Genomic DNA, 18,115 nt, shown 5'->3' with positions numbered 1-18,115 from the left:
TAGACAAGCGGAGTAATCGATGGAAATGTTCGACCTGCTCGCCCAGCGGGCGCGGGTAACGCCGGAGCGGCCGGCGCTGGAGGACCTGGACAGCGGCGAGCGCTACAGCTACCGCCAGCTCAACGAACGCGCCGCCCGCCTGGCGGCCGCCGCCCGCGAGCACTGGGGCCTGCGCGAGGGCGACCGGCTCGCCTACCTGGGCCACAGCCGCGCCGAGTTCTTCGCCATGCTGTTCGGCTGCGCCAAGGCCGGCCTGATCCTGGTACCGCTGAACTGGCGCCTGGCGGTGCCGGAGCTGGAGGTGCTGATGGATGACTGCGAGCCCGGCGCGCTGATCTTCGGCGGCGAGTTCGCGGAGGCGGCGGCCACCCTGGCCCGGCGCCGCGGGCCGCTCACCGCGGTGGCCCTGGACGGCGCCGGCGACGGCCAGCGCGACTATTGCGCCGACCTGGCCGCCACCGAGCCGGACCCGGGCCCGCACCCGGAGAAGGACCCGGACACCCCCTGGTACCTGCTCTACACCTCCGGCACCACCGGCCGGCCCAAGGGCGTGATCCAGACCTTCCGCATGATGCTGGCCAACCACCTCAATATCGGCCTGGCGGTGAACCTGACCGGCGACGACGTGCTGCTCAATGTGCTGCCGCTGTTCCACACCGCCGGCATCAACCTGTATTCCTCGGCGCTGTTTCTGGTGGGCGGCTGCGTGCTGGTGGCGCGCGCCTTCGATCCGGATCAGTCACTGCAGGTACTGGAAAACAGGGCGACCATCTTCTTCGGGGTGCCGGCGGTCTACCAGGCCCTGCTGGACCATCCGAGCTTCGACGGCGAGCGGCTCAAGGGCGTGCGCTCCTGGGGCTGCGGCGGCGCGCCCCTGTCGCTGCCGGTGGCGCAGCGCTACGCGGAGCAGGGTATCCGCGTGCGCACCGGCATGGGCATGACCGAGACCGGCCCCACGGTGTTCCTCCTCGACGAGGAACTGGTGATCGACAAGGCCGGTTCCGTGGGCCGCCCGCAGCTGCTTACCGAGGTGCGCATCGTCGACCGCGACGGCAGGGATCTGCCCGACGGTGAGGCCGGCGAGCTGCTGGTCCGCGGACCCAATATCACGCCGGGCTACTGGGGTCGCCCGGACGCCACCGCCGAGGCGATCCGGGACGGCTGGCTGCGCAGCGGCGACGTGGCCCGCCGCGACGCGGACGGCTGCTACTACATCGTCGACCGCTGGAAAGACATGTATATCTCCGGCGGCGAGAACGTCTACCCGGCGGAGGTGGAGAAGGTGCTCGAGCGGCATCCGGCCATTGCCGAGGTGGCGGTGGTGGGCATGCCCGACGGTCGCTGGGGTGAGGTGGGCAAGGCCTACTGCGGCCTGCACCCGGATGTCGAGGCGCCGGACCGGGACCAGCTGCGCGCTTTCTGTCGCGAGTACCTGGCCGGCTACAAGGTGCCCAGGGCCTTCCAGTGGGTGGACGCGCTGCCCCGCAACGCCCTGGGCAAGGTGACCAAACAGGAGTTGCGCGATGACGCCGCAAGACGCTGATACCTACCCGCTAAAGGGCCCGGCCGCGATGGAGAAGGGCTTTGTCCTCCGCCAGGAGGATTTCGACCGCTTCGCCCGCATCAGCGGCGACCACAATCCCATCCACGTGGACCCGGACTATGCCGCCGGCACCCGTTTCGGCGCTACCGTGTCCCACGGCATGCTGCTGTTCAGTGCCCTGCGCGGGTTGATCCACACCCTCTACCCCGGCGCGCGGCTGGGAGGGCAGGAGCTGAAATTCCCGGCTCCCGCCTATGTCGGGGAACCGCTAATCGCCACCCTGGTGGCCGAGGCGCCCGCGGAAAACGGCCGTATTGAGCTGGTGACCCGGGTAACCAAGGCGGACGGGCAGCTGTGCCTGGATGGCCGCTGCCACCTGATCCTGGACGAGGAGAAGCAGCCGTGAGCGAAGGGAAAACAGCCATGAGCGAGATACTGCCCCGCTTCGATACCCTGAGCACCGACGACAGCGCCTCTGTAACCCGAGTCTTCGACCGGCGGGCCCTGGAGGACTGGCGCCGGCTGGCGGACATCGGGGAGGACGGCCCGGCAGTGCCCGAGCCGCTGATCGCCGGCCTCTTCTCCTACCTGCTCGGCGAGCAGCTGCCCGGCCACGGCACCAACTACCTCAAGCAGCATATGCGCTTTCACGCCCCGGCCCGGGTGGACGAGCCGCTTACCGCCACGGTCACCGTGACCCGGCTGCGCCGGGACAAGGCGCTGGTGAACCTGGACACCCGCTGTACCGGCGAGGGCGGCCGCCTGATCTGCGACGGGGACGCCCTGGTGCTGTTTCAATGCTGAAGTCCGTATCCCGCATCCGTTTTCCGTCGCTCGCGCCGGCTCAGCGACGGGAGCCGCGGCGCGGGCGGTGGCCGCCACTGTGCCGGCCCGAGCGGTGCCGCGACCGGTCGTGGTGGCGCTTGTGTCCGCGATAGCGGTGGGAGCGATAGCGATCGTAGCGCTTGTAGTAGCGATAGCGCGGATAGTAGCGATAGCTCGGGTAACCGCGGTAACGGTAATAGCGCGGCGACGAATAGCGCAGGTAGATACTGCTGGACGGATAGACGTAGGGTCGGGAATAGGGGTAGGACGAATAGTAGCTACCGGTGGAATAGTAGCCGTCGCTGGCACAGGCACCCAGGGTCAGGGCGGTGCAGACCGTGGCGGCGATCAGCCCGGTTTTGATAAGTCTGTTCATGATGCTTTCTCCACTGGTGGAAAACCCATTGGTTGAGGCATTCCCTGCGGCACCTGTGTGACGCTCGCCGGTTGGTGAAAGTCGGGATCAGTAAGGTCGGGGCCGGGCGGGAGGTGGTTGTGGCCGCTGTTGGTAGCCGCCGTGACGGAAGAAATTGGGGTGGCGGCTATTGTGGCAGACGCCACTGGGGTGGCAGTGATAGTAGCGTCCTGTCACCCGGTAGTGGGTGACGTCGCCGTAACCGGCGTTTCCCCCGCTGACGTAGGCGGTATCGGTGCACGCCGGCAGCGCCAGCGATGCCGCGATCAGCAGCACGGTAGTCGCGCCGGAAGGCAGCAGTTGCCCGGACCGAAATTTCATACAGACCTCTGCGCCGGTTGGCGGATAGAACGTCTAATTTCAGCCTAGCACTGCTGGCGTAAATTTCCTCTTCAGGGGCTGTCGGCGGGCAACATTGGGAGAAGACCCTTCCGGCGCGGCCCGTCCGGCGGAAAGTCGGAAAGTGCGTGTCCTACTGCCGGTCAGGCATCCTGCAACTCGCAGGCGGCGAACTGAGTGTCTTCGGCACAGAGTCGGGCAACAAGCTGTTGCGCGGGGCCGTCACCAGGTGCGTTGGCGGGCCACACGGCGTAGGCGGGCAACGGCGGTAACCGCCACTCGGGCAACAGCTCCCGGACACCGTCGTCCGGGTTGAACAGAAACCTTGGCGGTACCGCCAGGCCCAGACCGCAAACGGCCAACCGATAGGAGGCCTCGACGTTGTCCACCGTAGAAACGGGGTTGTAGCTGATCTCGCAACTGCCCTGTTGCGGGTGGACAAAAGTGCGGCTGCTGGGGCGCATGCTGAGGCCTATCCAGGGCAGTTCCTGCAGATCCCGGGGGTGTGTCGGCGACCCGTGGCGCTGTAGGAAAGTGTCGCTGCCAACCAGCGTCCGGTCCAGATCGAAAATCTTGCGCGCCTTCAGCCCGCTGTTGGGCATGTTGCCGAGGCGTATCGCAAGATCAATTCCCTCGCCAATAATATCGTTGTGATGATCGCTGCACTGTAGATGCAGTTGCAGTCTCGGCTCCCGGGATGCGAAAGCGACGATCTTACATACCAGTCGGCTGCGTATCAGAATGGCAGGAATGGCAACTTTCAGCTTGCCGCCCGAGTGCCTGTGAGAATCCTTGTACCCGTATAGATTCTCGGAATAGAGCTGCAACATCTGTTGTGCGATATCGAAAATCGCCTCCCCATCCTGGGTCAACGATAGCTTGCGGGTGCTGCGATACAAAAGAGCGACACCGAGCCTCTCTTCCAGCTTGGATACATAGAGGCTGGCACTGGAAACGGACATATCCAGTGACTCTGCCGCTGCCCGAAAAGACCCGCTCTGCACGACCTTTGCAAATACGAGTAAATAGCGAACGTCCTTTAACACGCAAGTGGCTCCATTTATATGAATTGAGCGATGTCAGCGTTCGAAAAGTATATTTTAATTTTTGCGGGGTAATCAATTCACGGTATCTGGGATAGAGTCTTTTCCCGTTAACAGATGCTTTTATGGCGACGGCGGCAGAAGGAGAAACGGCCGTAGCGCAAATGTGATCAAAAATGGTGCGCAATGCTTTTTCGAAAAATATTCGCTAACTGAAGTTTTTCGGAGTTGAAAGTTGCGTGAGCCTGCAGGTTGTTAAAGGAGTCCGGGCTGTGTCGGAAAGAAAATGTGTTCTGATCATCGACGAGAATCTCCCCTTGGGAATGGTGGCCAATACGGCTGCAGTCCTGGCGATGAGCATCGGTAAGTTGTGCCCGGATATGGTGGGCAGGGACCTGTTTGATGCAGCCGGGAAGGTGCGTCGTGGAATCACGACGATGGCGCTGCCGGCACTGAAAGGTAATGCCGATCTGTTGCGGGATCTTCGGGAAAAGCTCCAGGAATACGAGCCGGACCTCATTGTTGTAGATCTCGTAGGAGCGACCAGGACAACCAGGTCATATGAGGAATACGCCGAGGTGCTGGCGGAAACCCCGGAGGAGAAGCAGCAGTATCTGGGGATTGCACTGTGTGGTGATAAGAAGGTCGTGAATAAGTTCAGCGGGAACCTGCCTTTGCTGAGATAGCCGGAAACTCACTGCACCTATACTTCAACAAAGCTAAGTCAAGGAGAGCACTGTGGACACAAGTGAAGTAGCGGGAGAAAAGGTGGTAACCCCTGAAAGAGTTGAGCGCGATGTCAGGTACCTGATTCCTGAGAGCGTTTACGACTACGACCATCCAGAGGTCATATACTGGACAAAGTATTTCCAGGAAGAGGCTGCCAAGCACAACGTATTTGTCAATATCAATGCGACGATAAACAGTAAGCGCAGTATCACTGCCGCGGAGAGTATGGCCACCGCGTGGTATGACTTTACCCGCTATGTGCCCGTTTTCCTGTGCAAGGCCGTTGCGCTCACCGATGACCCCGAGCGCCAACATCACCTGATCCAGATCGCGTACGATGAGCTTGGCGGTCGTGACAAAGACTTCATTCATTCCAATCTTTTTCTCGAGGCCATCAGTGATGTGGGCATTGACCTGATAAGCCAGTCAGCCGCTTCCATAAAGGAGGTTCTCTCTGGTCTGGACAGGACTCTGGAGGGTATCAAGAGTCAGTACGGAATCGTCGGTCTTCTACTCAGTTTTGAAATCATTGCCGAGGAGAATATCGAGACACTCTACAATTGCCTCTGTCATGACAAGAATTGTGAGAAGCCCCTTTCGGAAAGTCCCTTCTTCAAAATTCACCGGGCCGATGAAACCGAGCACATCAGGCATTCAGTGGCAAACTTCCTGAGGTTCTGCAAGACAGATACGCAAAAGAGCGAGTTCAAAGAGTCCTTCGATGCCGGTATCGACTTCTGGCAGAGGTTCTGGGATCAGAACGCCCGTATCATCAATATGGAAACCGATCTGAGAGCAACTGCATAAGGGAGGTTGGCGCCGATGACTACTGTCGTATTTATTGAGACGAACTTCAGTGGCCTGGATGCCATTCTGTACTGCAAATCCAGGGGGTACCGTTCTGTGCTGGTGAGTGACAGCCACGAGCGATTCAAGAAGTGGTTTCCGGAATCCTGTATGAACAAGCTTGGTCAGGTGGATTTGCTGATTCAGGTTGAGAATTCCAATGATATCGACGAGGTCAAAACGGCGTTGCAGGAAAACCTGGACCGGGTGGACGCGGTTCTGACCTTTGCGGAGATACGCACGGAGATGACGGCGCGACTCGCGCGCGATCTGGGGCTGCGGGGAGCGGCCCCGGAAGCTATCCAGATCGCGCAGGACAAGTACCGCTTTCGCAAGGTGCTGCTGGAGCAGGGCGCCGACGACGTCAACTGCATGAGAGTCGAAACGGCCGAGCAGCTGTCGGCGGCGAAAGGCGACGTATCCTATCCGTGCTTTATCAAACCTGTGCAGGGCCACTCCAGTATCGGTGCCGTGGTCTGTAACGGTGCAGATGATATGGGGGTACTGACGGGCCGGCTCGCTGCAATTGACGAAGATTGGATCTCCAAAGCCTTCGTAGTGGAAGACTACCTGCAGGGCAGGTTGGTGAGTGTGGAAGTTCTCACACTGGGACAGGGTGTTCACCAGGTTGTCGGTATCTCCGGCAGGGATCTCATCAACGATTGTGTGGAAGTAGGTGCTTCCTTTCCACTGCAGCATCCCTTGGCGGAACAGATTAAAAACAAGGCTTGTGCCGCCCTGGATGCCATCGGCTATCACCTGGGGCCAAGCCATGTAGAGATGATTGTTACCGAAAGTGGGCCCCACTTGGTGGAGATCAACACGCGGGTAGGCGGGAGCGGTCACTCCATTATGCAGGATCTGGCAACCGGCCGCTCGATTGTGGGCGATTGCGTGGAGCTGTGCCTGGGTAATCTCGATATGGGGGAACGCCTCTACCATCATCGACAGGGAGCCGCCTGGAAATGTCTTGTCAGCGACGAAGGCGGCGTACTCGAAAAGCTTCCGCAGGAAGATGACATCCACAAACTGCCCGGGGTCGAGCATTTCTGGCTGCACAAGCAGCCGGGCGACAGGATTGAAGCGGCCAGTTCCAATTATCACTGGATTCTACAGGTGATGTGTACTGGTGGGGATCAGGTCCAGGCCAGGGAGAATGCGGATGAGGCAATAAAGAAGGCCGCAGAGCTGGTTCATATCCGCGCAGCTTGAAACCGGTAGGGCCACATCGCAACTGTGGTGTGATTTGACCATGCAGCCCAATAGGCCGGGTCGGCTCGACCGGCCTGGCCAAGGTTGCCGATTAGCCCGTTCTGGGCAAAAAAATTATTATGGATAAACTGAAAGAAAATATCGATTGGCGAGGCCGGGTCAACCTTATCCTGGGCGCTGCGGCCTTTACTATTTCTTCCGCAGGGTCGGTGCTCCTGCACATTGTTTTGGCTATTGCTATATACGAGGAGACCGGTTCCGGCCTGACCACCGCAATGTTTGTCTCCCTGCAGTGGCTACCGGTGTTTATCGTCATTCTCTATCGCAGCGACTGGGATTTCGGTATGGAGCCTCGCAGGCGCTGGTATTTGCTCGATGTGACCAGTGCCGGGCTGACGCTGCTTATTATTCCATTCGTTCTGGATAGTAACTATCTCGCGATTGTCCTGTTGCTGTTGTTGCGTGGCCTGTTTGACCATGTAAGCAGGATAACCAAGACGGTTATTGCCCCCTATATTTTTCCAGAGAAAAAACTGAGCTATTACGCCTCGTTCATGCAAAGTGGGTACCACCTGGGAATAGCAGCGGCTTCTGTTGCCGGCGTTTTTCTTGTTTCTTCGGTGAGCCTGAAGGCAGCCGTGATTATCGATTCGGCCACCTTTCTCGTTTCTGCTGCCCTGGTGTATCTGATTCGCAATATCAGTGATGATAAATTCCCGTCATCGGGGAAAAGACACCCCATCGGCAGGCGCTGTATCGAATACCTGTCCTGCCTCAGGAAGGACCCGCGGCTTTTTTTCTGCTGTATGCTGCCACCGTTGACCGCGGCGTTTTTTCAGGGAACCTATAGTGTTCTGCAGCCCATATTTCCCGGTGAGCAGTTTTCCCTGGGTGCATCCGCTGTTTCGGCCTCCTATGTAATGGCCAGTATTGCTATCGTCGCCGGTTCCTCCGGCTTTGCACTGTTCTGTAAGTATTTCCGGATTTTTGATCGGGATTTCTCTGCAGTCATTCTGGTAGCTCTGGGCGGCTCCATTTTTGCCTGCGGAAGCTATATGGCTTCTGTCTACACAGGATCTGTGATTGCCAGTGCCGTCTTCTTCACGACAATGGTATTCCTCTTTGAGTTCGTATGGATGCTCGGTTATAGCGGTATCGTCACCCTTTCACCAAAGCAGCGGGTGGGTTCCGTGTTCGCGATCACTTTTGCGGTGGGGTGCCTGCTCGGTAGTGTCATGGCGCTCGGGGTCGGCGGTATTCTCGACATCCTTGGTAATAATTTTGTCTATACCGTCGGTATATTCATGATTACTTACAGCGCACTGATTATTGCGATTTATGCGTTGTATCGACGCTGGTCTTTTTCCTTGGAGCGCGGACAGCTGTCCGGTGTTTCTGCGGGGTAAGGATACGAAAATGGAGTTGAAAATGGGAAACTGGATATCTGATGAGCCGCGTGACCTGACGCCTGAGAATCTCAATCTTCTCCTGGAGCATAGGATTCCGGCTATAAGAGTAGAGGAATTTATCGATCGCGAGACCTGTAAAGTCGTCGCCTCGCGCCTGCTGGAAATGAACTTTCAGGGCTATGACCACCTGAAGGACATCCCGGTACAGCAGGTTGGTCTGTGTCACAACCAGTGGGCGCATGATGAGAAGAGCGTCTACTTCGAAAAATGTCAGGATGCCCGGGAGATCGTCGAAGAGATCTATCGGGGTCTGGATATTGACCCCGTACAGATGGTGGTCGAGGCAATCCGGAAAGAGGGTGGCAGAGGGGCATCGGTCTTTCAGGAGGAAGGCTACGGAGAGTATTTTGCCGGTGCCTTCCGCAGCTTCAAAGGGCACGGAAAACTGCATGCCGATCATGCTCCGAGCCATATCAATTCTCCCTGGGCCGTGACGGAGCTTATCAAGCAGCTTACCTGGAATATCTATTACTGCGCTGAAGAAACGTCAGGGGAGCTTGTGATCTACGACACCATTCACACTGCCGAGAATGACAAGATGAAAGTAGAGGGCGATTACTACTTTCCCTACGAAGTCCTGGAGCGGGACGATTGCGTGAGAATTTTTCCGAAGGTGGGAGACCTGATTATTTTTAATACACAGAACTTCCACGAGATCCTGGGTACCGCGGAAGGTAACAGAATTTCACAGACGTCCTTTGTCGGTCTGCGTGAGGATGGCAGCCTGGGGCTCTGGTCCTAGTCCGGCTCGCAGATCCGCATGCTCTGCTTCTGGTGGTTTCGTAAAAACCCATCAGGGGCTTCTGTATAAACTCAAACAAACCCGGTGAGAGTCATGAATAGAATAATTTTACTGTCGACCTTGTTTTCGTTCGCGCTGGTCTCTTTCCCGGCTTTTGCGTCGAGCAACCTGGTTTACTGCTCTGAAGGCAGCCCGGAATCCTTCAATCCCCAGGTCACCTTGTCGGGAACGGCGAGGAACGCTACGGCGCCGACGTTGTACAACCGTCTTTTGGACTTCGAACCGGGAACCACTAAACTGGTTCCCTCGCTGGCGACCAGCTGGGAGATTTCCGACGATAACCGCAGCTACACTTTCGAGCTGCGCGAGGATGTGGCTTTCCACAGCACCAGCTACTTCTCACCCAGTCGCAATATGAATGCAGATGATGTGCTCTTCTCCTTCAATCGCCAGCTGCAAAAGAGCCACCCCTATCACCTGGTTGGCGGCGGCACCTATCAGTACTTCCAGGGTATGGGAATGGACAAGCTGATCACCAAGGTCGAGAAGCTGGGGGATTACCGGGTCAGGATTGAGCTGGCTCAACCCGAGGCTCCGTTCCTATCCAACCTGGCTATGCCATTCATGTCGATACTGTCGAAGGAATATGCCGACCAACTGCAGCGTGAGAAGCGCAAGTCGGATATCGATGTACGGCCGGTGGGAACCGGACCGTTCAGGTTTCGACGCTACCTGAAAGGGACCACCATCCGCTACCGGGCGAACGAGGGCTACTGGCAGGGGGCTCCGGCGATAGACAACCTGGTATTTGCAATCACTCCGGATGCCAGTGTGCGCTACATGAAACTGAAGAAGGGCGAGTGCGACCTGGTGGTTTACCCCTCCCCAAGCGACATTGCACAGATAGAGGCCCAGCCCGATATGGAGCTCGCGGAGGAGGATGGTCTCAACATAGGCTACCTGGCGATGAACACGGAGAAGGCGCCGTTCGACAATGTACAGGTACGCCGAGCCATTGCCCATGCTCTCAACAAGCAGGCGTATATCGACGCGGTCTACCGTGGCAATGCGGAGCCGGCGATCAACCCCTATCCGCCGAGCATGTGGTCCTACAACGAGGATGTGGCGCAGTACGAGTACAACCCCGAAAAAGCCAGGGAGCTACTCGAGAAGGCGGGCTATGCGGACGGTTTCAAGATCTCCCTCTGGACTTTGCCGGTCAGTCGGCCCTACAACCCCAATGGTCGCAAAATGGGCGAGATGATGCAGCAGGATCTTGCCAGGATAGGCGTCGAAGTCGAGCTCGTCAGTTACGATTGGGGTACCTACCTGGACAAGGTAAAGCGCGGCGAACACGACATGGTGCAACTCGGCTGGGCCGGTGACAACGGTGATCCGGACAACTTCCTCTACACACTGTTCAGCTGTGACTCCGTAAAGCGCGGGTCGAACAACTCCCGTTACTGCCAGCCCGAGTTTGAATCGTTGATCAAGCAGGCGCGGCGCGAGAGTGACTTTGCCACCCGGGAAAGACTGTACCGGAAGGCACTGCGGGTCTTCAGCGAGGATGTGCCGGTCATTCCCATCGCCCATTCGAAGGTATTCCGGGGCCTGAGCCCGCGCGTAGAGGGTTATGTGATGGATCCCTTCGATGTGGATAACTTCTACCTGTTGTCCGTCTCGAGCGAGCGCTGACCGTGGATATATTCCGGAAGGCAAGCTGCCGGCGGTTGCTGGAGCTGTCGACGACGCTGCTGGGAGTGACGCTGCTGGCGTTCTTCCTGATCCGCCTCGCTCCCGGAGATCCGGTGCTGTTGCTGATCGGCGAGCGGGGTTCCGACCCGGCGCAATATCGGGAGATGGCGATGCGCCTCGGCCTGGAGAAGCCCTTGGTCGCGCAGTATCTGCAGTTTGTCGGCAGTGCCCTGCAGGGTGACTTCGGCGTTTCCGTGGTATCCCACCAGGGTGTCATCGGTGAACTGCTGGCGCGCTGGCCGGCAACGATCGAACTGGGCGTCAGTGCCTTATTGATCGCCTGTGCCGTGGGTATACCGGCCGGCGTAGCCGCGGCCGTCTACCGCAACAGCGTACTGGATTACCTGATCATGACGGTTTCGATATTCGGCTATTCGATACCGGTATTCTGGTGGGGGTTGGTGTTGATCCTGTGTTTTTCCATCGGCCTGGATCTCACTCCCGTGGCCGGGCGCATCGACATTCTCTACGACGTGCCACCGGCGACCGGCTTTATGCTGGTGGATACGCTGATGCCGCAGGTAATCGAGGACTACGGTTTGTCGGCCTTCGGCAGTGCCCTGGGCCACCTGGTGTTGCCGGCGCTGACCATGGCCACGGTGCCGCTGGCGGTGTTTGCCAGGACCACGCGCTCGAGCATGCTGGAAGTGCTGTCGGAGGACTATATCCGCACTGCGCGGGCGAAGGGGCTGAGTGAGTTGCGGGTTGTCTGGCGGCACGCCTTCCGCAATGCGTTGATTCCGGTGGTCACTGTCGGTGGTGTGTTGTTCGTCACCACGGTGATTACCGGCGCCATCCTGACCGAGACCATCTTCGCATGGCCGGGTGTGGGCCGCTATATCGTCAACAGCGTCTACGCGCGGGATTACCCGGTGATCCAGGCCAGCATCCTGCTGATCGGTGTCTTTGTCATTCTGGTAAACGGCCTGATCGAATACTTCTACAGCGCCATAAACCCGGCGATAGGAGGCAGGCGTGCTGGCTGACAGGATGGGCCTCCCCCTGCCGGGGGGCTGGGGAAATATCGGTTTTCTGGTGCTGGCCTGCCTGCTGGCACTGGGGTTTGTCTTCCCGTTGTTGCTGGACCTGTCGCCCTACCGGATGGGGTCGGAGCTGCTGCAGGCGCCGAGCTGGAATCCCCTGTCTGCGCCGCTGCTGGGCACGGACGACCTGGGGCGGGATATGTTCGCGCGGCTCGTGTACGGCGCGCGCTGTTCGCTGGGCATCGGTTTCGTGGTGGTGACCGTTTCGCTGGTCGTCGGTGTGGGACTGGGTCTGTTGGCGGGCGTCTATGGAGGCTGGCTGGACACGCTGATCATGCGGCTGGTGGACCTGTTGATGTGCCTGCCGAGCATACTGCTGGCCATCGTCATTGTCGCCGTGCTGGGCTCGGGCCTCGGCAACGCCATTGTGGCTGTGACCATTATCGGCATACCGCGTTTTGTGCGCGTGGTGCGGGCGGTCGCGATCCAGGAAATGCAGAAAACCTATGTGACGGCCGCGTTCGCGAGCGGCAGTTCCCGGCTAAGGGTTCTCTGCACCGAGGTATTGCCCAACTGTGTGCCGCCGGTGATCGTGCAGGCGGCCCTGGGTTTCAGCGACGCAATTCTGGAAATAGCCGCGCTGGGCTTTCTCGGCCTGGGCGCCAAGCCGCCGGTGGCGGAGTGGGGAGCGATGCTCGCCGACGCGCGACCGTTTATCGAATCCCACCCTCTGCTGGTGGTGATGCCCGGCGTCTGCATCCTGCTCACCGTACTGAGCTTCAACCTGGTAGGCGACGCACTGCGAGACCGCCTGGACCCGAAGATGGAGCGACAATGATTTTATCGGTCGAAGACCTGTGCATCGACATCGCCGGGAAGCCGGCCTTGCGGAGCCTGACGTTCTCGGTAGCGGCCGGCGAGGTGCTGGGTGTGGTCGGCGAATCCGGCTGCGGGAAAAGCATGGTCAACCTGGCATTGATGGGGCTGTTGCCGGACGGTGTCACAGCGTCCGCCCTGCGTATGAGTGCCTGCGGCGTCGACCTGCTGCGGGCGGGCTCCCGCGACTGGCGCGCGCTCCGCGGCGGTGGCATGGCGATGATATTCCAGAATCCCATGAGCGCGCTCAATCCCTGCCTGACGGTAGAGCGACAGCTGCTGGAGTCCGTTCGGCGCGCGCGTGCCGATCTGGATCGGTCGGCGGCACGTGCCGAGGCGCTCCGCCTGCTGGACCGGGTCGGTATTGCCCACGCCGGCGCGCGCCTGAAGAGCTACCCGCATGAACTGTCCGGCGGCATGGCGCAGCGGATCATGATCGCAATGGCGGTGGCTGCCGGGCCGCAGCTTTTGATAGCGGACGAACCCACCACGGCACTCGATGTCACGGTGCAGGCGCAGATTCTGCAGTTGCTCGAGGAGATTCGCCGGGACACGGGTATGGCGCTGCTGCTGGTCTCCCACGACATCGGCGTGATTGAACAGTGCGCCCACCGGGTGCAGGTGATGTACTCCGGGCAGATAGTGGAGAGCGGCGCGGTGGACGCGGTGATCGGCTCGCCGCGACACCCCTATACCCGAGGCCTGGTGGCGGCCCAGCCCGGTCGCAGTGGCATGCCACCCAAGAGTCGGCTCGCGACGATCGAAGGCAGTGTGATTCCGATCACCGAGGAAGTAGACGGCTGCCGTTTCCGCCCGCGCTGCGTTCGCGCCGATCACCGCTGCCTGCAGCCGCAACCCATGCGGCAAATAGAGACGCATTCGCAGAGGGGGAGCCGATGTCACTGGTAACCATGCCCAAAGCCGGGGCCGGCGAAGTGGTGCTGCGTGCCGAAAACCTTACCAAGACCTTCCGGCTGCCCGGTGGGGACAACAGGCATTTCGCAGCCCTCGACCAGCTCAATTTCAGCCTGGGGCGAGGGCGCACCCTGGCGGTGGTGGGTGAATCGGGCAGCGGTAAGAGCACCATGGCCAAGCTCGTCATGAAACTGCAGCGGCCGACCGCCGGCCGCGTCAGCCTGCGGCTGGATACCGCAGTACGCAATATCCACGGGCTGCCGGCGCGGGACCTGTACCGGAAAATCCAGATGGTGTTCCAGGACCCCTATGCATCGCTGAATCCCCGCAAGCGGATCTGGCGCATCCTGTCGGCCCCGCTGTGCAACTACGGGCGACTGGATCGGGGCGAGCGCCAGGCGCGGGCGCTGCGCCACCTGCGGAAAGTGGGGTTGGGGGAGGCCCAGTTGTACGCTTTCCCCCATATGCTGAGCGGCGGCCAGCGCCAGAGAGTGAATATTGCCCGGGCGCTGGTGACCGAGCCGGAAATCCTGATACTGGACGAGCCCCTGTCCGCGCTGGATGTCTCGGTGCAGGCACAGATCGTCAACCTGCTGTTGGACCTGCAGAGGGACCTGGGTCTGACGTATCTGTTTATCTCCCACGACCTGGCGGTGGTACGCCACTTTGCCGATCAGGTACTGGTGATGAAATCCGGCGAAATGGTCGAGTGGGGAGGTGTCGAACAGGTACTCGAATACCCGGCACAGGAATATACCCGGCAGTTGCTGCATAGCGCGCCGGGGAGACCGGCGTCCACAACGGCAGGCAGGGCGCTGGACATCGCAGTAGGAGACAGCGGGCCCTGAGAGGGGAGCGTACAGGGACGGTGTCCGGGAAAACCGTGGGGGATGATTATGGAAGCTGACGCACCACTGCGCGAAACCGGGGCGGATGACGATCTGGTCCGCCTGAAGGTCACCGTCAACGGCCGCAGGCACGAGGGGGAGGCCAGCAAAAAGCTGACAATCCTCGAGAATATCGAAAAAATGCAGTTGCCTATCCGCAGCTCCTGTCGACGGGGGCGCTGTGGTTCCTGCCGGGTCAGGGTGCTTTCCGGCGCACTTCGCGATAACGGCGTCCGCCTCAATGGCTATGTGCTTTCCTGCTCCTCTTACCTGGAAGGGGACGGGGATATCCTGCTGCCTTACTGAGTTCGTGATTCGGCATCTTGCGCGCGTGCCTGAAGCAGCGCAACTGCCGCGTGTGTCGTTGCGCGGATTATGGGGTGCAAGCAGTTCTTGACCAGAGGTACAGAAAATATGACAGCGTTGATTGAAAGTATTCTTACAAGAAAATCGCAACCGGTGATCGACGGGGACATTCCGCTGTCGGACATCGAGCGCATCGTCCAGTGCGCGCTGACGGCACCCGATCATCGGTCATTGCGTCCGTGGCGGTTTATCCTCTGTTCGCGGGCGGATTGTGAAAAACTGATCCGGCGTGTGGAGCTGGTCGCATTGGCCCAGGAGACCGACGATGCCTCTGTCGAGGATATCACGGCTGCGTTGCAGCGCCTGTTTACCACGGCACCGCGGGTTGTCGTCTGCGTGCTGTATGTAGACCGGAGCGGTCGGGTACCGGAAATAGAGCAGGTGCTGTCCGCCGGCGCCGCGATCGAAAACATGCTGCTGGCCGCGGAAGCTATGGGTCACAGTGGCTACTGGAGAACGGGAAAGCTGGCCTATAGTCCACTCCTGACGGCAGCGCTGGGGTTGGAGGAAAATGCATTGATCTGCGGGTTGCTGTGCCTGGGACACCTGGAACAACGAATGTCTATGGAACCACCGCAGCGCCCGGATTTGTGTCGACACTTTTTCAGCTTGGACTCCCTGCCTTGCAGGGAGTTTTCCTAGTGGTGGTAAAAGGGCTTCTCAAGCTCACTTTCAACAGGTCAGCCCGGGAAATACCGGAAGGTCCGGGCATCGGCTGGTATATTACAGGCGACCACTAACCAGGTCAGGGCGGCCCGTGCAGTTGCCGACTTAAAAAATTCAGGATTTGGCTATGTCACTTTTATTCGCGATGTTCGGTTTCTCCCTGGCCATGTCGATAACGCCGGGGCCGGTCAATATGGTCATTGTCTCCTCCGGTGTCAGCCATGGATTCGGCAGGACAATGCCGTTTGTGTCCGGTGCTACCATCGGTTTTACCCTGCTGTTGGCAGCCATCGGTTTCGGCTTTTACCAGCTTTTGGAACTCTACCCCCAGTTCCTGAAGTACCTGGCGGTGGTGGGCTCGGCTTACGTTATCTATATCGGCTGCAGGCTTGCCGGGGCGGTCGGCTCGATCGATATCGCCGAGAGCGCCAGGCCGCGGTTCCATGAGGGATTCCTGCTGCAGTGGTTGAACCCGAAGGCCTGGGTGGCCTGTGTGTCCGGCGTTGCGCTGTTCTCGAGGCCCGAGAGCCACGCCAGCCTGATCACCTTTGTGTCGATTTATTTCCTGGTCTGCTATGCCTCGCTCGCAGTCTGGGCGCTGGCGGGCGACAGGGTGCGACTGTTGCTGGGCACAGAGGCGCGGGTGCGTATTTTCAATATGGTGATGGGCGGCCTCCTGATCGGTTGTGCCCTGTACCTGCTTTACCTGCAGTTTTTCGGCCAGTAGTCCCTGACCTGTACTGACAACGAAAAAGCCGGGCAGGAGCCCGGCTTTTCCGTTGTCCCTGCTGCGCCGCGGTAAGCGCCTGGGGGGATCAGACGCTTGGCAGTAGTCCGGCGTTGGTAAAGCGCAGGTAATCGCCGCTCGCCAGCAGCTGCCTGGCCTCCTCGATATCCGGAGCGAAATAGCGGTCCTTGTCGTAGAAGGGCACGCGCTCGCGCAGTTTCGCCTTGGCCGCTTCCAGTTTGTCGGCGGTCTTCAGCGGCGCGCGGAAATCCAGGCCCTGGCAGGCGGCCAGCAGTTCCACCGCCAGGATGCCGCAGGTGTTGTCGGCCATATCCCGCAGGCGGCGGCCGGCGAAGGTGGCCATGGAGACATGGTCCTCCTGGTTGGCGGAAGTCGGCAGCGAGTCGACGCTGGCCGGGTGGGCCAGGGATTTGTTCTCGCTGGCCAGTGCGGCGCCGGTGACCTGGGCGATCATGAAGCCGGAGTTCACACCGCCGTTGTCTACCAGGAAGGGCGGCAGGCCGGACAGGTTGGAGTCGATCAGCAGCGCCATGCGGCGCTCGGACAGGGCGCCGATCTCGGCCAGCGCCAGCGCCAGGTTGTCGGCCACCATGGCCACCGGCTCGGCGTGGAAGTTGCCACCGGAAATGATGTCGGAATTCTCCGGGTTTTCCTCGTCGGTAAACACCAGCGGGTTGTCGGAAACCCCGTTGGCCTCCGCCAGCAGCACCTCGGATGCGAAGCGGATCTGCTGCAGGCAGGCGCCCATCACCTGCGGCTGGCAGCGCAGCGAATAGGGGTCCTGCACCTTTTCACAGTTTTCGTGGGATTCGCCGATCTCGCTCTGCTCGCCCAGCAGCTCGCGGAAGGTGGCGGCCACATCGCGCTGCGCTTTTTGCCCGCGCACCGAGTGGATGCGGTCGTCGAACGGGCGGCGCGAGCCCTTGGCCGCTTCCAGGGTCAGGGCGCCGCTGACCAGGCCGCCGGCGAACAGGTCTTCAGCAGCAAATAGCCCCAACAGGGCAAAGGCGGTGGAGGCCTGGGTACCGTTCAGCAGTGCGAGCCCCTCTTTCGGTGCCAGCGTGATGGGCTCCAGGCCGGCCTTTTCCAGCCCTTCGGATGCCGGCTTGCGCTCGCCGTCGATAAAGCACTCGCCCTCGCCCAGCAGCACCACGCTCATATGTGCCAGCGGGGCCAGGTCGCCGCTGGCGCCCACGGAGCCCTTTTCCGGAATGGCCGGGAAAACGCCGGCATTGACCAGTTTTATCAATGCCTCGATCACCAGCGGGCGCACGCCGGAAAAGCCGCGGGACAGGGAGTTGATCTTCAGCACCATCAGCAGGCGCACGGTAGCCTCGTCCATAAAGTCGCCGGTGCCGGCGGCGTGGCTCAATACGATAGCGCGCTGCAGGGTTTCCAGATCTTTCTTCTCGATGCGGGTATTGGCCAGCAGGCCGAAACCGGTGTTGATGCCGTAGACGGTGCGGCCCTGGTCCAGCACTTCGGCCACGGTCTTGGCCGAGGCTTCGATGGCCGGGTAGGCGTCCTTCGCCAGTGACAGTTCTACCGGCTCGCGCGCGGACCGGCGCAGTTGGGCGAGGCTCAGTTGGCCGGGGGTGATTTGCAGTTGGTACATAAAAGTCTCACCAAAATATTTGTTTTCGAGGGCCGGTGGCCGCTTCCTGGGAGCGCGGAGCTCCAGCTCCGCATGCGGGCCGCAGGCCCTCCCGAATACATTCTGTGGGCCGGCTGCACCGGCCGATGCGGAGCTGGAGCT

The 18,115-nt window shown here is 60.2% G+C and carries 20 protein-coding genes; 16 read left to right on the top strand and 4 right to left on the bottom strand.

Going from position 1 to position 18,115, the window contains the following annotated elements:
- Window positions 1–19: 19 nt before the first annotated feature.
- From OQE62_RS06510 to OQE62_RS06500, 3 genes are read left to right on the top strand one after another with little or no spacing between them, the layout of a single operon-like run.
- The gene (locus tag OQE62_RS06510; RefSeq protein ID WP_265721197.1) at window positions 20–1,543 is read left to right on the top strand and encodes an acyl-CoA synthetase; all 1,524 of its coding nucleotides are present in this window, start codon (window positions 20–22) and stop codon (window positions 1,541–1,543) included.
- Complete coding sequence (locus tag OQE62_RS06505) at window positions 1,524–1,949, top strand: MaoC/PaaZ C-terminal domain-containing protein (RefSeq protein ID WP_265721196.1); 426 nt, start codon at window positions 1,524–1,526, stop codon at window positions 1,947–1,949. Before OQE62_RS06510 ends, OQE62_RS06505 begins: the two co-directional genes overlap by 20 nt.
- A gap of 17 nt (window positions 1,950–1,966) precedes the next feature.
- A complete protein-coding gene (locus OQE62_RS06500) occupies window positions 1,967–2,347 on the top strand; it encodes a hotdog domain-containing protein (protein ID WP_265721195.1) in 381 nt (126 codons plus the stop codon).
- A 40-nt stretch (window positions 2,348–2,387) separates the two neighbouring features.
- Here OQE62_RS06500 and OQE62_RS06495 read toward each other — a convergent pair whose 3' ends face one another.
- The 3 genes from OQE62_RS06495 to OQE62_RS06485 form a co-directional block, all read right to left on the bottom strand.
- Window positions 2,388–2,744 carry a hypothetical protein gene (locus OQE62_RS06495; protein WP_265721194.1) on the bottom strand — a complete coding sequence of 119 codons (357 nt, stop codon included), beginning with the start codon at window positions 2,742–2,744 and terminating at the stop codon, window positions 2,388–2,390.
- Window positions 2,745–2,831: 87 nt separating this feature from the next.
- Window positions 2,832–3,104, bottom strand: coding sequence for a hypothetical protein (locus OQE62_RS06490; protein WP_265721193.1), 273 nt, complete (start codon window positions 3,102–3,104; stop codon window positions 2,832–2,834).
- 161 nt (window positions 3,105–3,265) lie between these two features.
- Complete coding sequence (locus OQE62_RS06485; RefSeq protein ID WP_265721192.1) at window positions 3,266–4,168, bottom strand: LysR family transcriptional regulator; 903 nt, start codon at window positions 4,166–4,168, stop codon at window positions 3,266–3,268.
- A 269-nt stretch (window positions 4,169–4,437) separates the two neighbouring features.
- Between OQE62_RS06485 and OQE62_RS06480 the strand changes: the two genes are divergently transcribed.
- The 13 genes from OQE62_RS06480 (at window position 4,438) to OQE62_RS06420 (ending at window position 16,338) form a co-directional block, all read left to right on the top strand.
- Window positions 4,438–4,851 carry a DUF2000 domain-containing protein gene (locus OQE62_RS06480; RefSeq protein ID WP_265721191.1) on the top strand — a complete coding sequence of 138 codons (414 nt, stop codon included), beginning with the start codon at window positions 4,438–4,440 and terminating at the stop codon, window positions 4,849–4,851.
- 52 nt (window positions 4,852–4,903) lie between these two features.
- Window positions 4,904–5,701, top strand: coding sequence for an iron-containing redox enzyme family protein (locus OQE62_RS06475; RefSeq protein ID WP_265721190.1), 798 nt, complete (start codon window positions 4,904–4,906; stop codon window positions 5,699–5,701).
- Window positions 5,702–5,716: 15 nt separating this feature from the next.
- Window positions 5,717–6,952, top strand: a complete 1,236-nt coding sequence (locus OQE62_RS06470) for an ATP-grasp domain-containing protein (RefSeq protein WP_265721189.1) — start codon at window positions 5,717–5,719, stop codon at window positions 6,950–6,952.
- A gap of 119 nt (window positions 6,953–7,071) precedes the next feature.
- Window positions 7,072–8,358, top strand: coding sequence for an MFS transporter (locus OQE62_RS06465; protein ID WP_265721188.1), 1,287 nt, complete (start codon window positions 7,072–7,074; stop codon window positions 8,356–8,358).
- A 10-nt stretch (window positions 8,359–8,368) separates the two neighbouring features.
- Window positions 8,369–9,163 (top strand): 2OG-Fe(II)-dependent halogenase WelO5 family protein, encoded by a 795-nt coding sequence (locus tag OQE62_RS06460; RefSeq protein ID WP_265721187.1) that lies wholly within the window; start codon window positions 8,369–8,371, stop codon window positions 9,161–9,163.
- 93 nt (window positions 9,164–9,256) lie between these two features.
- Window positions 9,257–10,858, top strand: a complete 1,602-nt coding sequence (locus tag OQE62_RS06455) for an ABC transporter substrate-binding protein (RefSeq protein WP_265721186.1) — start codon at window positions 9,257–9,259, stop codon at window positions 10,856–10,858.
- A gap of 2 nt (window positions 10,859–10,860) precedes the next feature.
- Window positions 10,861–11,904, top strand: a complete 1,044-nt coding sequence (locus tag OQE62_RS06450; RefSeq protein WP_265721185.1) for an ABC transporter permease — start codon at window positions 10,861–10,863, stop codon at window positions 11,902–11,904.
- On the top strand, window positions 11,894–12,739 hold the full coding sequence (locus OQE62_RS06445) for an ABC transporter permease (protein ID WP_265721184.1): 846 nt from the start codon (window positions 11,894–11,896) through the stop codon (window positions 12,737–12,739). Before OQE62_RS06450 ends, OQE62_RS06445 begins: the two co-directional genes overlap by 11 nt.
- Window positions 12,736–13,686, top strand: a complete 951-nt coding sequence (locus OQE62_RS06440) for an ABC transporter ATP-binding protein (protein ID WP_265721183.1) — start codon at window positions 12,736–12,738, stop codon at window positions 13,684–13,686. The genes OQE62_RS06445 and OQE62_RS06440 overlap by 4 nt, the downstream gene beginning before the upstream one ends.
- Window positions 13,674–14,540 carry an ABC transporter ATP-binding protein gene (locus tag OQE62_RS06435; RefSeq protein ID WP_265721182.1) on the top strand — a complete coding sequence of 289 codons (867 nt, stop codon included), beginning with the start codon at window positions 13,674–13,676 and terminating at the stop codon, window positions 14,538–14,540. Before OQE62_RS06440 ends, OQE62_RS06435 begins: the two co-directional genes overlap by 13 nt.
- Before the next feature lie 48 nt (window positions 14,541–14,588).
- The gene (locus OQE62_RS06430; RefSeq protein WP_265721181.1) at window positions 14,589–14,885 is read left to right on the top strand and encodes a 2Fe-2S iron-sulfur cluster-binding protein; all 297 of its coding nucleotides are present in this window, start codon (window positions 14,589–14,591) and stop codon (window positions 14,883–14,885) included.
- Window positions 14,886–14,993: 108 nt separating this feature from the next.
- Window positions 14,994–15,587, top strand: coding sequence for a nitroreductase family protein (locus OQE62_RS06425; RefSeq protein ID WP_265721180.1), 594 nt, complete (start codon window positions 14,994–14,996; stop codon window positions 15,585–15,587).
- Window positions 15,588–15,738: 151 nt separating this feature from the next.
- Window positions 15,739–16,338, top strand: coding sequence for a LysE family translocator (locus tag OQE62_RS06420; RefSeq protein ID WP_265721179.1), 600 nt, complete (start codon window positions 15,739–15,741; stop codon window positions 16,336–16,338).
- A gap of 88 nt (window positions 16,339–16,426) precedes the next feature.
- Here OQE62_RS06420 and hutH read toward each other — a convergent pair whose 3' ends face one another.
- The gene (gene hutH, locus OQE62_RS06415; RefSeq protein ID WP_265721178.1) at window positions 16,427–17,974 is read right to left on the bottom strand and encodes a histidine ammonia-lyase; all 1,548 of its coding nucleotides are present in this window, start codon (window positions 17,972–17,974) and stop codon (window positions 16,427–16,429) included.
- Window positions 17,975–18,115 lie beyond the last annotated feature (141 nt).

Origin of the sequence: Microbulbifer halophilus, from assembly GCF_026183675.1 — a bacterium.
Lineage (GTDB): Bacteria > Pseudomonadota > Gammaproteobacteria > Pseudomonadales > Cellvibrionaceae > Microbulbifer > Microbulbifer halophilus.
This window is presented reverse-complemented; position numbering and strand designations above follow the sequence as displayed.